Raw genomic sequence first — 14,041 nt, 5'->3', positions numbered from 1 at the left:
GGCACCCTATACGTATGCACGCGGCGGGAGGGGGGACCGGATGACCGGGCAGGGCTGGGAGCTGTTGGGTGCGCCGAATGCGCGTGACCTGGGTGGGCTCGTCGGCGCGGACGGGCGGCGGGTCCGCGTCGGGCAGTTGATTCGCACTCCGGCGCTGGGTCGGCTGACCGACGAGGACCTACCGGTGCTGGCGAAGCTCGGTCCCGCGTGCGTGGTGGATCTGCGCGACGCCTCGGAGATCGCTGTCGCCCCGGAGGACCGCTTCGCCGGTGAGCCACGGGTGGCGCGCCTGCCGGTGCACGACGCGGAGCACCCAGTTTTCACGTACGTCTCGGCGGTGCTGCTCGGTCACGACCTGAACGCGTACGCCGAGCTGGCCCGACAGGGCACGGCGGGGGCGATGGCCGCGATCTACCGCTGGTTCGTCACGGGTGAGTCGGCGCGGGTCGGTTTCGCCGAGGCGGTGCGGCTGGCGGCCCGGCCGGAAAATCTGCCGCTGCTCTACCACTGTTCCGCAGGCAAGGACCGCACCGGCTGGCTGACCGTCATCCTGTTGACGGCGCTCGGGGTGGACGAGGCGGCAATTCGCGCCGACTACCTGCGCAACAACGAGCTGACCGACAGCCTGCGGGCGGTGATCGTCGAGGCGATGCGCCGGCGGAACCCCGAGCTGGACGTCGACGCGGTGTTGCCGGTGCTGGAGGTCCGCGCCGAGTACCTCGATGCCGGCTACGACGAGGTGCGCCGGGTGCACGGCTCGTTCGACGGCTATCTGCGCGACGGGCTCGGGCTGACCGAGGACGTCCTCATGGCGCTGCGGGCGCACCTGCTGGAGTGAGCCGCCGGGGTCAGAGCCGGTGGCGGGCGGCCCAGACCTGCGCCGAGATGTGCGCGAGCAGGCGGCAGGCGTCGTCCTCGACCCCCTCGTCGCCACCGGCCAGGTCGGTGGTGGTGCACACGGCGAGCACGTACGGCGGGGCGTCGTCGGGAAGCACCACGCCGACGCTGTGGCGCACACCGCGTACCCAGCCGTTCTTGAGCGCGATCCGGGTGCCCTCGGGCAGGCCGGCGGCCAGGTCGTCGCGGTGCTCCTGGGCGAGCAGCACGTCGAGCATGGCGGCGCAGCCGGCCGGCGAGGCGAGGCGGCCGGGAGTCGTGGCGCCGCTGGCAAGCGCGCCCAGCAGGGCGGCCAGGTCGGCGGCGGTGACGGTGTTGGTGATGCCTGCCTCGCGGGCGGCGAAGTCCTCGATGCCCCGGCCGGTGACGCTGTTGCGGGCTCCGGCCAGCGACCACACCTCGGCCACCGCGGGCAGCCCGACGTGCCCGATGACCAGGTTGGTGGCCAGGTTGCTGGACCGCACGATCATCCGCTCGGCGAGCCAGCGCAGCGGCGCGACGCCGCCGAGCCGGTCCCACACGGCGTCGTCGTTGTCGTAGTGCGGGGCGCAGGAGAACCGGGGTGCGCCGGGCTGGGCCGAGTCGAACTCGTTGACCACCGGGACGTCGGCGTCCAGCTCCAGCGTGCCGGCCTCGGCGGCGCGGTGCAGCGCGGCCAGCACCCCCACCTTCATGGTGCTGGCGGCGTAGTGGGCGGCGTCGGCGTGCCGGGCCCAGGTCGGGGGCGCGTCGAGTCGACAGACGTACGCCGAGACGGTGCCCGGCACCCGGTCCAGATGGGCGTCGAGATCGTCCCAGCTCATGCGGGTGACCGTAGCCGATCACGGGGCGGCCGGGCCCGCGTACCCCCGCCGGAAGACCGACGGGCGCGCCGGCCGCAAGCGGCCGACGCGCCCGGTGTCGGGTGCTGGTGTCGTCAGCCGGCGTGCTTGCGGCGGGCGGCGGCCCGGCCGCGCTGCTGCTGGTCGAGCACCACCTTGCGGATGCGCACCGAGGTCGGGGTGACCTCGACGCACTCGTCCTCGCGGCAGAACTCCAGCGCCTGCTCCAGCGAGAGCTTGCGCGGCGGGATCAGCTTCTCGGTCTCGTCGGAGGTCGAGGCCCGCATGTTGGTGAGCTTCTTCTCCTTGGTGATGTTGACGTCCATGTCGTCGGAGCGGGAGTTCTCCCCGACGATCATGCCCTCGTACACCTCGGTGGTCGGGTCGACGAAGAGCTGGCCGCGCTCCTGAAGGTTGATCATCGCGAAGGCGGTGACCGCGCCGGACCGGTCGGCGACAAGCGAGCCGTTGTTGCGGGTGCGCAGCTCGCCGAACCACGGCTCGTACGACTCGAAGACGTGGTGCAGGATGCCTGTGCCCCGGGTGTCGGTGAGGAACTCGGTGCGGAAGCCGATCAGGCCGCGCGCCGGGACCAGCCACTCCATCCGGATCCAGCCGGTGCCGTGGTTGACGAGCTGCTCCATCCGACCCTTGCGGGTGGCGAGGAGCTGGGTGATCGCGCCCAGGTACTCCTCCGGGGCGTCGATGGTCAGCCGCTCGACCGGCTCGCAGGTCTTGCCGTCGATCTCCTTGGTGACGACCTGCGGCTTGCCGACGGTCAGCTCGTAGCTCTCCCGGCGCATCTGCTCCACCAGGATGGCCAGCGCCAGCTCACCACGGCCCTGCACCTCCCAGGCGTCCGGCCGCTCGGTGGGCAGCACCCGCAGCGACACGTTGCCGATCAGCTCCTTGTCGAGCCGGTCCTTGACCATCCGCGCGGTGACCTTGGAGCCCTTGACCCGGCCCACGAGCGGCGACGTGTTGGTGCCGATGGTCATCGAGATGGCCGGCTCGTCGACGGTGATCAGCGGCAGCGCGACCGGGTTCTCCACGTCGGCGAGGGTCTCACCGATCATGATCTCGGGGATGCCGGCGACCGCGATGATGTCGCCCGGGCCGGCCGACTCGGCCGGCTTGCGCTCCAGGCCCTCGGTCATCAGCATCTCGGAGATGCGGACCCGCTGGGTGCTGCCGTCGGTGCGGCACCAGGCCACCGTCTGGCCCTTGCTGATCGTGCCCTGGCGGACCCGGCACAGCGCCAGACGGCCGAGGAACGGCGAGGCGTCGAGGTTGGTGACGTGCGCCTGCAGCGACGCCCCGTCCTCGTACGCGGGGGCCGGGATGGTGTCCAGCAGGGTGCGGAACAGCGGCTCCAGCGAGGTGCTGTCGTCCGGCACCGAGCCGTCGGCGGGCTGGGTCAGCGAGGCGATGCCGTCGCGGGCGCAGGCGTACACGATCGGGAAGTCGATCTGCTCCTCGTCGGCGTCCAGGTCGAGGAAGAGTTCGTAGGTGTCGTCCACGACCTCCTTGATCCGGGCGTCCGGGCGGTCCACCTTGTTGATCACCAGGATGATCGGCATCCGGGCCCGCAGCGCCTTGCGCAGCACGAAGCGGGTCTGCGGCAGCGGGCCCTCGCTGGCGTCGACAAGCAGGACCACACCGTCGACCATGGTGAGGCCACGCTCGACCTCGCCGCCGAAGTCGGCGTGGCCGGGGGTGTCGATGATGTTGATGGTGACCGGGTCGGAGCCGTCCGCAGGCAGGTAACGCACGCCTGTGTTCTTGGCCAGGATCGTGATGCCCTTCTCCCGCTCCAGGTCACCCGAGTCCATCACCCGCTCGGTGTTCTCGCCACGGGCACCGTAGGCGCCGGCCTGCCGCAACATGGCGTCGACCAGGGTGGTCTTGCCGTGGTCGACGTGAGCGATGATGGCGACGTTGCGGAGGTCGGTGCGAAGCTGCATACCCTCTATCCTTCCGCCTGCGCTCGCGCAGGCTGCGTCGGGGTCACCCCCAGGTGCCCCTGATCTATGGTGAAACTGCTGTCCTGGTCGTTGCGCCGGCTGGCATGCTGGCTCCCGTGTCCCGGGGGCCTGAGTGCACGACCTGCTGACCTGGGTGCAGGGTCTGCCCACTCTGTGGATCTACCTGGTCGCCGCGCTGATCGTGGCGGGCGAGACCGCGGTGATCTTCGGCCTGCTGGTGCCGGGTGAGGCTACCCTGCTGCTCGTCGGCTTCCTCACCTACAACGGTACCTTGCGGCTCGGACCGGCGTTGCTCGCGATGATCGTCTCGGCGTTCGCCGGGGACGCGCTGGCGTTTCGCGCCGGGCGGCGCTACGGGCCGAAGCTGCGCGCCGGCCTGGGCCACCGGGTCGGGCCCGAGCGGTGGAGTCGGGCCGACGCGATGCTCGCCCGCCTCGGCGGCCGGGGCGTGTTCGCGGCGCGCTGGGTGGCCTTCGCCCGCACCCTGGTGCCCCGGCTGGCGGGCGCGGCCGGCATGTCGTACCGGCGGTTCGCGCCGTGGAACCTGGCCGGCATCGTCACCTGGGTCGGCGGCTCGGTGCTGCTCGGTCACCTCGCCGGTGAGTCGTACGACACGGTCTCCCGGCTGCTCGGCCGGGCCACCGGCGCGGCGCTGGCGTTGCTCGCCGGGCTGCTGGGGGTGGTGCTCGCCGGGCGGTGGCTCGGCCGCAACCCCGACCCCGTACGCGCGCTGCTGTCCCGGGCCGCCGCGCTGCCGCCGGTGCGCTGGCTCACCGCCCGCTACGGGGTGCTGTTCTTCCTGGTGGCCATGCGGATCGGGCCGGCCTGGACGCTGCTGCTCAACCTGGCCGCCGGGCTGCTGCTGCTCTTCGCCGCCGGGTTGGCCATCGCCGGCCTGCTCGCTGTGGTGGTACGCAACAGCGGGCTGGCCGCGCTGGACGGGGCGATCGGGGCCTGGTTCGCCGCCCGCCGGACCCCGGACGCCGCCGACGCCACACTTGTCGTGGTGTCCCTGGTACGCGGGTGGGTGTTGATCGTGCTGGTGGCCGTGATGGCCGCGGTGCTGGCGTGGCGCAACCGACCCTGGCGTACGGATCTGCTCAGTGTGGTCGGCACGGTGGGCGCGTTCGTGCCGCTGGTCGTGCTGGCCGTGGTGGCCGAGTTGACAGGCGCCTCCGACGGGGGCGGGCACGAGGCGGTCCCGTTCTCGACCCAGAACGCCGTGGTCGCGGCGAGCCTCTGCACCCTGGCGTGGTTGGTGTCGCGCAGCGCCCACTGGCCGGTGGCGGTGGCGGCGTGGACGGTCGCCGCCGCGGGCGTGCTGGGGGTCGGCGCCGCTCGGCTCTACCTCGGTCTGGACACGGCGAGCGGTACGGCCGCGGCGGTGCTGCTCGGCGTGCTGTGGACCGTGGTGTTCATGGTCGCCTGGGCCACCCGGGACCGCGCGGTGGGTGACCGGGAGCACCAGACCGACCCGGTCGCGCCGCCGCAGGGGCCCCGCCGACCGGTCGAACCTTGCTAATCTGCGGCGGCTGTCGGACAGGGGAGGACCACCATGCGTGAACGGACCGGTCGGGTGGGCGCACTCGTGCTCGCCGGGCTCCTGGTCGCCTGCGGTGTGGTCGGCTGCGCCGGCAAGGGGGAACGCCCGCAGGACCAGGCCGCTCCCGTCTCGGTGAGCGAGGGTCCGACGGGGGAAGCCCCGGTCGACGAGGCCGCCGACGAACCGAGCCCGTCGGCGAGCGCGGTGGCCGCCATGGGCGCCGCCCCGAGCCGCAAGCCGTCGGCGTCCCCGACGCCGTCGAAGAAGCCGACCCGTTCGACGAGCGCCGCGCCGAAGCCGCGCGCGGTCGCCAAGCCGCCCACCGAGACGAAGGTCCCGCCGCCGCCGCCGAAGCCCGCCCCCGCGTCCTGCAAGCCCACCTACAAGGGCACCCAGGCGAGCCGTGCCGACGTGAAGGCGGCGCTGAGCGCCGCCGCCGGCCGCACCTACTGGCCCGGCTCGGCGCCGGAGCTCAAGGTCCCGCTGGATTTGGTCAAGGCCACCGCCTGGCAGGAGAGCGGCTGGCAGTCAAACATCTACGCCTGCGACGGCGGCGTCGGGCTGATGCAGGTGATGCCGGGCACCGCGACCTGGATGAACCAGCGGTTCGAGCAGAGCTACGACATCGCCGACTACCGGGACAACGCCTACCTGGGGGCCAACTACCTGGCCTGGCTGACCAAGTACATCGGCGACATGTACTTCGAGGCCGACTACCGGCTCGACGCGGACCTGTGCACCGCCGAGTTGGACTCCTGCCTGCTCAACGCCGTCATCTCCGCGTACAACTACGGGCACGGGGCGGTGGCGCAGGAGGGCGAGCCCCTCGCCATCCCCAATCCGTCGTACGTGCGCAACGTGCGGGCGCTGATGACCGAGTGCGTCTGCCTCGGGTACTGAGCACACGAAAAGGGGCGGGGTCGAGCCCGCCCCTTTTCGTGCGCGTCAGTCCCGCGCGGCCACCGGCTCGCGCGTCGGCGGCACGTCCACGCCCGGGTGGGCGTCGACGCGGCCCGGCCACCAGAAGCGGTCCACGAGCACGAACGCCAGCGCCGGCACCAGCACCGTACGGACCAGCAGGGTGTCCAGCAGGACGCCGATGCAGACGATGATGCCGATCTGCGTGAGTGTGATGAGCGGCAGCACGCCGAGCACGGCGAACACCGCGGCGAGCAGCACACCGGCGCTCGTGATCACACCTCCGGTGACCCGCAGGGCGGACAACATCCCGGCGCGGGTGCCCGTGCTGCGGGCGTCCTCGCGGGCGCGGGTGACCAGGAAGATGTTGTAGTCCACACCGAGCGCCACCAGGAACACGAAGGCGAGCAGCAGCACGCCGCTGTCGAGCGCCGGGAAATTCAGGACGTGGTCGAAGAGCAGCCACGCCGCGCCGAGGCTGGCGAAGAACGACGCGATCACGGTGAGCACCAGCAGCGCCGGTGCCAGCAGGCTCCGCAGCAGCAGCACGAGCACCGCGCCGACGAGCAGCAGGATGATCGGCAGGATCAGCCGCAGATCCCGGTCGTTGGCCTGCTCCGAGTCGTAGGTGGCGGCGACGGTGCCGCCGACGATCGCCCCGGTGGGCGCCTCGGCCCCGGCGGCGGCCGGGGGAGCGGAGTCGGGAACGGCGGCGACCGCGTCGCGCAGCGCCTCGATCGTGCGGTCCGAGGCGGTCGTGCCGGGTTCGGCGTCCAGCACCACGTCGACCTGGGCGACGGCCTGGCCGGCGTCGCCGGGTCGCGCCGAGGCGACGCCGGGCACGGCGGCGGCGACGTCGGTGATCGCCCGCGCCGCCGCCGGGGTGGTGAGCACGGCCACCGGCTGGGTGCTGCCGGCGGGAAACGCGCGGGCGAGGGTCTTCGCGCCGGTGACCGCCTCGGGCTCGGCCCGGAACTGCTCGGTCTCGGACAGGCCGGTGCGGATTCCGAGCCCGCCCAGCGCCAGGCCGCCGAGCAGCAGTGTGGCCAGCACCGCGACCACCACCGGGCGGCGCTGCACGGACGCGCCGAGGCGGCCCCAGAGTCGGCCCTCCCGGACCGGGCCGCCGACGCGGGGTACGAACGGCCAGAACAGGCCGCGACCGAAGAGCACCAGCACGGCGGGCAGCACGAACAGCGCCGAGGCCATGGCGACGACCACACCTGTCGCGCAGGCAACTGCCAACGCCCGGTTCGTCTCCTGCTCGCTGAGCAGCAGGGTGAGCACGCCGAGCACCACGGTGCCGCCGCTGGCCAGGATGGGCTCGGCGGTACGCCGCAGCGCGGCGCGCATCGCCGCGTACCGGTCCTCCTCGCGCCGCAGCTCCTCCCGGTAGCGGGCGATGAGCAGCAGGGCGTAGTCGGTGGCGGCGCCGAAGACCAGCACGCTGGCGATGCCGGTGACCTGGCCCTGCTGGAGGTTGATCCCGACGGCCGGCACGATCGTGTCCACCGCGCGCAGGGTGAGCTGTTCGGCGGCCGCGACCACGACCAACGGCACGATCCACAGGAACGGGCTGCGGTACGTGATCAACAGCAGTAACGCGACCACGGCGGCGGTCACCACGAGCAGGGTGACGTCGGCGCCCTCGAAGACCGAGGACAGGTCAGCGGTGAAGGCGGGGGCGCCGGTGACCTCGGCGGTCAGCCCGTCGGGCAGGGCCGCCAGCGCGTCGCGCAGGTCGGTGACCGTCGCGGTGACCGCCTCCTGACCGCCGCCGGTGTCCAGCGGCACGGCGACGAGCGCGACAGTGCCGTCCGGGGAGAGCTGCGCGGGGCTGACCTGCCCGCCCACCGCGAAGCGGCCCAGGTCGCCGGAGCGGGCCGCGAGGTCGGCCCGGTCGGTCTCGTTCAGCGCCCCACCGTCGCCGCGACTGACCACCACGATGGCCGGCTGGACCTCGCTTGACGGCAGTTGGTCCTGGAGGCGCTGCACCTGGGTCGACTGCCACTGCGCCGACAGGCCGGTGGCGGAGACCGGCGCCGGGTTGTCCGGTCGGGGAATCCCGAAGACTGCCGCGCCGACGACGAGCGCGGCGGCCACGGTGAGCCAGGCGGCCAGCCGGCCGCGCGCGACAGTGGTGAAGACGGACATCACTGACCCCTAGGTCCTTCGAGAGCCGAGTATCTTGATGGCCGAGATTATCGGTGGCTGTTCTATGCTGCAAGCCGGGAACCGACGACGGGGAGAAGCGGCGCGAGGTGGCGACTCACGGCATGTACCGGCGGCGCGACACGCGCCGCGAGCGGCTGGTCGCGGAGATCACCAACAACCTCCGGCGGTACGCGGTGGATGCCCAGCAGGTCGGCCACGCCTTCGCCAACCTGCACGGCCTCAACCCGACCGACCTGAACGCGCTGATCGCGGTCATGGACGCCGAGCTGTTCGGTGACCCGATCACCCCCGGCCGCCTCGGTGCGCAGCTCAACCTGTCGTCCGGCTCGGTCACCGCCCTGGTCGACAGGCTGGAACGGGCCGGGCACATCCGCCGGGACCGGGACACCGTCGACAGACGCAAGGTGCTGCTGCACTACGCCGACCAGGGCGCTGCGTTGGCCATGGAGTTCTTCCGGCCGCTGGGCACCCGGACCGACACGGTGATGGACCGCTTCGGCGAGGACGAGCTGGAGGTGGTGCACCGGTTCCTGGCGGAGATGGGCGAGTCGCTGCGGGCCCACCGCGACGCGGTCCGCGCCGCCCGGCCCGAGTCGCCCCGCCGGGCGACGGGCTGAGCGTGCCGGGCCGACTCCTCGCCCGTCTCGCCGCCGCCGCGCTGCGGCTGCCAGCCGTGCGCCCCGGCCCGGTCCGGATCACCCGCGACATCCCGGTCCGCGCACGTGACGGCGTCGTGCTGCGCACCGACCACTACGCTCCGGGGGGGCCGGCCCGCCCCGACCGTGCTGATCCGCACCCCGTACGGGCGGGGTGGGCCGTTGCGGCTGCTCGGCATGCTGCTCGCCGCGCGCGGCCGACACGCGGTGATCCAGTCCTGCCGGGGCACCGGAGGGTCGGGCGGCACGTTCGCCCCGCTGGTGCACGAACGCGACGACGGGGTGGACACCCTGGACTGGCTGCGCCGCCAGCCCTGGTGGTCCGGAGCGCTCGGCATGTTCGGGGTCAGCTACCAGGGCTTCGCCCAGTGGGCGCTCGCCGCCGACGCCGGCGACGAGCTGCGCGCGATGGTCGCGGTGGTGACCGCGTCGTCCACCCGGGACTCGACGTACGCGGGGGAGTCGTTCGCCCTGGACACCGTGCTGACCTGGGCCGAGCTGCTGCACGCCCAGACCGTGCCGAGGCTGGCCCGGCAGTGGGAGCTCAAGCGTGGGCAGCCTCGCCTGGCGGCGGCCCTGAACCACCTGCCGCTGGCCCAGGCGGACCGGGTGGCCACAGGCGTCACTATCCCGTTCTTCCAGGAGTGGCTGCGCCACCACGACCCCGACGCCGCGTACTGGCGCAGCCGGGTCTTCGCCGACCGGGTGGCCCGGGTGCGCGCGCCAGTGGTCATGGTCACCGGCTGGCACGACATCTTCCTGCCCGCCCAGCTCGACGACCACGCCACCCTGCGCGCCGCGGGCGCTCGGCCGCGGCTGGTGATCGGCAGGTGGACGCACGGCAGCCCCGGCCTCTTCGTGGCCGCGCTGCGCGAGGGGCTGGCCTGGCTGGACGAGCACCTGGACGGGGTCGAGGCCGACGGGCGGCGGCTCACCGAGTTCTCCCGCAGGGCCCCGGTCCGGCTGCACGTCGGCGGTCCCGGCGGCGGCTGGCGGGACCTGCCGGACTGGCCGCCGGCTGCCACCGACACCCCGTGGCACCTGCACCCGGGCGGCGAGCTGGCGATCCGCCCGCCGACCCCCTCGGCGCCGGACGAGTTCCGGTACGACCCGGCCGATCCCACCCCGTCCCTTGGTGGCCCCCTGCTGGTCGCCAAGCGGGCCGGCCCGGTGGACAACCGGCCCGTCGAGGCCCGACCCGACGTGCTGACGTACACCAGCGCCCCGCTCGCCGAGCCGGTCGAGGTGATCGGTGGCGTACGCGCGGAGATTCACGTCCGCAGCGACCTCGCGTACCTGGACGTCTACGTCCGACTGTGCGATGTGGACCGGCGAGGGCGTTCCCGCAACGTGTGCGACGGGCTGGTCCGCGTCGCGCCCGGTCGGTTCCCCGCCGACGGGTCCGGGGCGCTGCGGGTCCCGGTGCCGCTCTGGCCGACCGCGTACCGGTTCGCGGCCGGACACCGACTGCGCGTCCAGGTCGCCGGGGGCGCGCATCCACGGTGGGCGCGCAACCCGGGTAGCGGTGAACCCCTCGGCACGGCAGTGACGCTGCGTGCCGGCTGGCGGCAGGTCCTGCACGACCCGGCGCACCCCTCGGCGCTGTGGCTGCCGATCGTCCACACTGCTCCGCGCAGCATCTGAAACGAATAGACCCCCTCTGAGCTGGGCATTCACGTTTTATGCGGGCTATGGTTAGGTCAACGCCCGGCGCCGTGCACAAGTAGGCCGGGCTCGCCCGAAAAACCGACACCGCGTACGCGGTGTGATGTCGTGCGCTCGGCCCCCGCCAATCGAAAGGGGGGCCCCATGACCCGGGCTCCGACGAACCTGTTGGCCGTCCGAAGTCTCCTTCTCACCCACCTCAACGTCGACCCGAACACCGACCGCCCCGCCGACCTGGAACCGGCGGAGGTCGGGATCGTCGGCGACCCGGCCCACCGGGGTGGCTACCACTGCGGATCGGACCGGGTGGTGACCGACGACTACTCGGTGGTGGAGTCGTCGCGGGACCGCAACGGCCTGACCCTCGACGCGGCTGCGCTCGACGTCGGCGGCTTCGAGGTCCGCTCCGGCGGACGTACGCACACACTGCCCAGCTTCTCGATCTGGTGTGTGGGTCAGTGCGCCGCGAACGCGGCGGACACGCGGGACATCCGCGAGATCATCTACAGCCCCGACGGTACGGCCGTGAAGCGGTGGGACCGGCTCGGCAAGCGCACGAGCGGCGACAGCTCACACCGCTGGCACACCCACTTCAGCTTCTTCCGTGACGCCACCAAGGCAGGCCGCGACCAGCGGCCGCTGTTCCGCCGCTACCTCAGCTCCATCGGACTCCTGGAGGACGACGACATGACCCCCGAAGAACACAACTGGCTGGCCACCGTCCACAAGAACCTCACAGTGCTCGACGGGCGCAACCCGATCGGGCAGATCTACACCCGGATGGCGGAGGGCCGGGACGACACGGGCGCGCCGGTGACCGGCCATCCGAACCTCAAGAGCCTCGGCGTGCAGATCACCGCGATACAGGCGGCGTTGAACGCGCTGGCCGGGCGCGACTTCACCGACGAGCCGGCGATCATCGCGGCCGTGCTGGCCGGGCTGACTCCGGAGAAGATCGCCGCTGCCATCCCGCCCACCATCGCCAAGCAGGTCGCCGACGAGTTGGCTCGTCGGCTCGTCGCCTGAGCGAGGGGCGGCCCGTCCCCACCGGGCCGCCCCTCTTCAGCATCCGCAACAACAATTGAGCAATAACTGTTGCGCAACTGTTGTTGCGGATGCGATGGTGGGGACATGGACACGCCCGACGTACGCCAGGTCACCGACTCCCGGGTGCTGGCCGCCATGGCCCACCCGCTGCGCCGCCGTCTCATGGACGTGTTCAAGGTGCACGGCCCGTCGACAGTCGGCCTGCTCGCCGAGCGCACCGACCAGGCGCCCGCGAACGTCAGCCACCACCTCAAGGTGCTCGCCGCCGCCGACCTCGTCACCGAGGCCCCCGAGCTGGCCCGGGACCGCCGCGAACGGTGGTGGCGGCTGGTCACCAGGGGGGTTGCCTGGTCCAGCCGCGACTTCGACGCCGACCCGGCCGCCCGCGCCGTCGCCGACGCCGCCACCTCGCTCAACCTGGACCGGCACGTCGCCCTGGCCCGGGCCTGGCACGCCGCCGACGAGTCCGCGCAGGCCGCCTGGGCGGACGCCCCGTTCTCGACTGACAAGTGGCTGCACCTCGCGCCGGAGGAACTGGCCGAGCTGAGCCGGGAGATGATCGACCTGCTGGATCGCTGGGCCGCCCGGCCGCTGCCCGACGACGGCCGCGAACGGCAGCCCGTCTTCGTGTTCGTCCATGGCGTACCGGCCCGGCCGTGACGGCGGCCACCCGCATCGACCCGAGCCCGGTCCGAACGGCCGGCGGGCTGTTGCGGCACCGCGACTTCCGCCTGCTCTGGGCCGGGCAGACGATCAGCAGCATCGGCAGCAACGTCACCACAGTCGCGCTGCCCCTGGTGGCTGTCGCCGTCCTCGACGCCAGCACCTTCCAGGTGGCGGTCCTCACCGCCGCGGCCTGGCTGCCCTGGCTGCTGATCGGCCTGCCGGCCGGCGCGTGGGTGGACCGACTGTCCCGCCGGCCGCTGATGGTGGTCTGCGACCTGCTCTGCGCGCTGGCCTTCCTCAGCGTGCCGGTGGCCGCCGCCCTGGGCCGCCTCACCGTCGGGCAGTTGCTGCTGGTGGCGCTCGGCGCCGGCACCGCGCGGGTCTTCTTCGAGACCGCCGACCAGGTCTACCTGCCGGTGCTGCTGCGGCCCGAACAACTGCCCGAGGGAAACGCGAAGCTACAGGCCACGCAGACCGCGAGTTACGTCGTCGGGCCCGGCATCGCCGGTCTGATCGCCCAGCTCACCGGTGCGGTCGCCGCGTTGCTGCTGGACGCGCTGACGTTCCTGCTCTCGGCGATTCTCCTGCTGCGCATCCGCGCCGTCGAGCCGCGGCCCGCCCGGCCGGACCGGTCCCGGTCGCTGCGTCGGGACATCGCCGAGGGACTGCGCTTCGTCGTCCGCGACAGGTACCTGCGGGTGCTGACGGTCTTCGGCGCGGCGAGCAACATCGGGCTGACCGGCTACCAGGCCGTCCTTGTGGTGTTTCTGGTGCGTGAGCTGCGGCTCGCACCGGGCCTGGTGGGCGTGCTTGTCGGAGTGATGAGCGTCGGGGGGATCATCGGCGCGCTAGTGGCCACCGCCCTGGCCCGCAGGTGTGGCACCGCGCGCGCCATGCTGATCGGGGCAGCGCTCACCGGCCCGCCCGCCCTGCTCATCCCGTTGGCCGCGCCGGGCGTCGGGCTGGTCTGGCCAGCCCTCGGCGGCGTGCTGATCGGCCTCGGAGTGGCCATCGGCAACGTGGTCAAGGGCGCCTTCCGGCAGACGTACACGCCGCACCACCTGCTCGGCCGCGTGACGGTGAGCATGCAGCTACTCAACTTCGGTGCCATTCCGCTGGCGGCCGTGCTGGCCGGAGCCCTGGGCGCGCGCTACGGCGTCGGCACGGCTATCAGCGTGATGACCGCCTGGTTGGCGATCACCCCGTTGATCCTGCTGATCGGACCGCTCCGGCGGCGGCGGGACCTGCCCGCCGCCCCGGCAGCGTCTTGAGTGCACTGCGACGGCGGCCGGGAACCGACCGCCGTCACCGGCACGGAGCTACATCGGGCGGACGTTGTCCGCCTGCGGGCCCTTCTGCCCCTGGGTCACCTCGAACTCGACCTTCTGGCCCTCGTTGAGCTCCCGGTAACCGCTCGTCGCGATGGCGGAGTAGTGGACGAACACGTCCGGCCCTCCACCATCCTGCTCGATGAAGCCGAAGCCCTTTTCCGAGTTGAACCACTTAACCGTGCCGGTTGCCATGCATCTCTCCCTGTTCAAAGCGGCGGACCACCGGCCTGTGGCCGATGGTCGCCCGTACCTGTTCGACAGTAACGGGAGAAACCCCGATCTGCCGGCCGAAGTGCCGTAGGTGTTTACTCGAACTCAGATGAACTCTGTGCGCGCC

General features: G+C 72.5%; 11 protein-coding genes and 1 pseudogene. 8 read left to right on the top strand and 4 right to left on the bottom strand.

What is annotated here, in order from left to right; translation table 11 throughout:
- Nucleotides 1-40 precede the first annotated feature (40 nt).
- The gene (locus OOJ91_RS10200) at nucleotides 41-838 is read left to right on the top strand and encodes a tyrosine-protein phosphatase (protein ID WP_266244371.1); all 798 of its coding nucleotides are present in this window, start codon (nucleotides 41-43) and stop codon (nucleotides 836-838) included.
- A 10-nt stretch (nucleotides 839-848) separates the two neighbouring features.
- Here OOJ91_RS10200 and OOJ91_RS10195 read toward each other — a convergent pair whose 3' ends face one another.
- Entirely contained in the window at nucleotides 849-1,700 is an 852-nt protein-coding gene (locus OOJ91_RS10195) for a serine hydrolase (protein ID WP_266244370.1), read from the bottom strand.
- A 113-nt stretch (nucleotides 1,701-1,813) separates the two neighbouring features.
- Nucleotides 1,814-3,682 (bottom strand): translational GTPase TypA, encoded by a 1,869-nt coding sequence (gene typA, locus OOJ91_RS10190; protein ID WP_266244369.1) that lies wholly within the window; start codon nucleotides 3,680-3,682, stop codon nucleotides 1,814-1,816.
- A gap of 133 nt (nucleotides 3,683-3,815) precedes the next feature.
- Here typA and OOJ91_RS10185 point away from each other — a divergent pair, with 133 nt between their 5' ends.
- Nucleotides 3,816-5,225, top strand: coding sequence for a DedA family protein (locus tag OOJ91_RS10185; protein ID WP_266244368.1), 1,410 nt, complete (start codon nucleotides 3,816-3,818; stop codon nucleotides 5,223-5,225).
- A 33-nt stretch (nucleotides 5,226-5,258) separates the two neighbouring features.
- Nucleotides 5,259-6,146, top strand: a complete 888-nt coding sequence (locus OOJ91_RS10180) for a lytic transglycosylase domain-containing protein (RefSeq protein WP_266244367.1) — start codon at nucleotides 5,259-5,261, stop codon at nucleotides 6,144-6,146.
- 45 nt (nucleotides 6,147-6,191) lie between these two features.
- On the opposite strand, the gene OOJ91_RS10175 is transcribed toward OOJ91_RS10180, so the two are convergent.
- Nucleotides 6,192-8,318: an MMPL family transporter gene (locus OOJ91_RS10175; RefSeq protein WP_266244366.1), complete on the bottom strand. Its 2,127-nt coding sequence runs from the start codon at nucleotides 8,316-8,318 to the stop codon at nucleotides 6,192-6,194.
- Nucleotides 8,319-8,440: 122 nt separating this feature from the next.
- Here OOJ91_RS10175 and OOJ91_RS10170 point away from each other — a divergent pair, with 122 nt between their 5' ends.
- The 5 genes and pseudogenes from OOJ91_RS10170 (at nucleotide 8,441) to OOJ91_RS10150 (ending at nucleotide 13,644) form a co-directional block, all read left to right on the top strand.
- The gene (locus OOJ91_RS10170; protein ID WP_266245353.1) at nucleotides 8,441-8,956 is read left to right on the top strand and encodes a MarR family winged helix-turn-helix transcriptional regulator; all 516 of its coding nucleotides are present in this window, start codon (nucleotides 8,441-8,443) and stop codon (nucleotides 8,954-8,956) included.
- 14 nt (nucleotides 8,957-8,970) lie between these two features.
- Nucleotides 8,971-10,639: pseudogene (locus OOJ91_RS10165) on the top strand (CocE/NonD family hydrolase); the annotation flags it as partial.
- Nucleotides 10,640-10,804: 165 nt separating this feature from the next.
- Nucleotides 10,805-11,686, top strand: a complete 882-nt coding sequence (locus OOJ91_RS10160) for a hypothetical protein (protein ID WP_266244365.1) — start codon at nucleotides 10,805-10,807, stop codon at nucleotides 11,684-11,686.
- Between the two features lie 105 nt (nucleotides 11,687-11,791).
- Nucleotides 11,792-12,367, top strand: coding sequence for an ArsR/SmtB family transcription factor (locus OOJ91_RS10155; RefSeq protein ID WP_266244364.1), 576 nt, complete (start codon nucleotides 11,792-11,794; stop codon nucleotides 12,365-12,367).
- Nucleotides 12,364-13,644: an MFS transporter gene (locus OOJ91_RS10150; RefSeq protein WP_266244363.1), complete on the top strand. Its 1,281-nt coding sequence runs from the start codon at nucleotides 12,364-12,366 to the stop codon at nucleotides 13,642-13,644. Before OOJ91_RS10155 ends, OOJ91_RS10150 begins: the two co-directional genes overlap by 4 nt.
- A gap of 48 nt (nucleotides 13,645-13,692) precedes the next feature.
- Here the strand turns inward: OOJ91_RS10150 and OOJ91_RS10145 are convergent, their stop codons facing one another.
- Nucleotides 13,693-13,896, bottom strand: coding sequence for a cold-shock protein (locus OOJ91_RS10145; RefSeq protein WP_007072071.1), 204 nt, complete (start codon nucleotides 13,894-13,896; stop codon nucleotides 13,693-13,695).
- Nucleotides 13,897-14,041: the final 145 nt, after the last annotated feature.

The sequence above is a fragment of the Micromonospora lupini genome (assembly GCF_026342015.1).
Lineage (GTDB): Bacteria > Actinomycetota > Actinomycetes > Mycobacteriales > Micromonosporaceae > Micromonospora > Micromonospora lupini_B.
The sequence above is the reverse complement of the archived record's forward strand: the minus strand, read 5'-3'. Positions and strand labels throughout refer to the sequence as shown.

Excerpts from the sequence above, each read along its gene's own strand:
- OOJ91_RS10155 (WP_266244364.1), top strand. The coding sequence starts at position 11,792 with ATGGACACGCCCGACGTACGCCAGGTCACCGACTCCCGGGTGCTGGCC.
- OOJ91_RS10195 (WP_266244370.1), bottom strand. The coding sequence starts at position 1,700 with ATGAGCTGGGACGATCTCGACGCCCATCTGGACCGGGTGCCGGGCACC.
- OOJ91_RS10170 (WP_266245353.1), top strand. The coding sequence starts at position 8,441 with ATGTACCGGCGGCGCGACACGCGCCGCGAGCGGCTGGTCGCGGAGATC.
- OOJ91_RS10145 (WP_007072071.1), bottom strand. The coding sequence starts at position 13,896 with ATGGCAACCGGCACGGTTAAGTGGTTCAACTCGGAAAAGGGCTTCGGC.
- typA (WP_266244369.1), bottom strand. The coding sequence starts at position 3,682 with ATGCAGCTTCGCACCGACCTCCGCAACGTCGCCATCATCGCTCACGTC.
- OOJ91_RS10180 (WP_266244367.1), top strand. The coding sequence starts at position 5,259 with ATGCGTGAACGGACCGGTCGGGTGGGCGCACTCGTGCTCGCCGGGCTC.
- OOJ91_RS10160 (WP_266244365.1), top strand. The coding sequence starts at position 10,805 with ATGACCCGGGCTCCGACGAACCTGTTGGCCGTCCGAAGTCTCCTTCTC.
- OOJ91_RS10200 (WP_266244371.1), top strand. The coding sequence starts at position 41 with ATGACCGGGCAGGGCTGGGAGCTGTTGGGTGCGCCGAATGCGCGTGAC.
- OOJ91_RS10175 (WP_266244366.1), bottom strand. The coding sequence starts at position 8,318 with ATGTCCGTCTTCACCACTGTCGCGCGCGGCCGGCTGGCCGCCTGGCTC.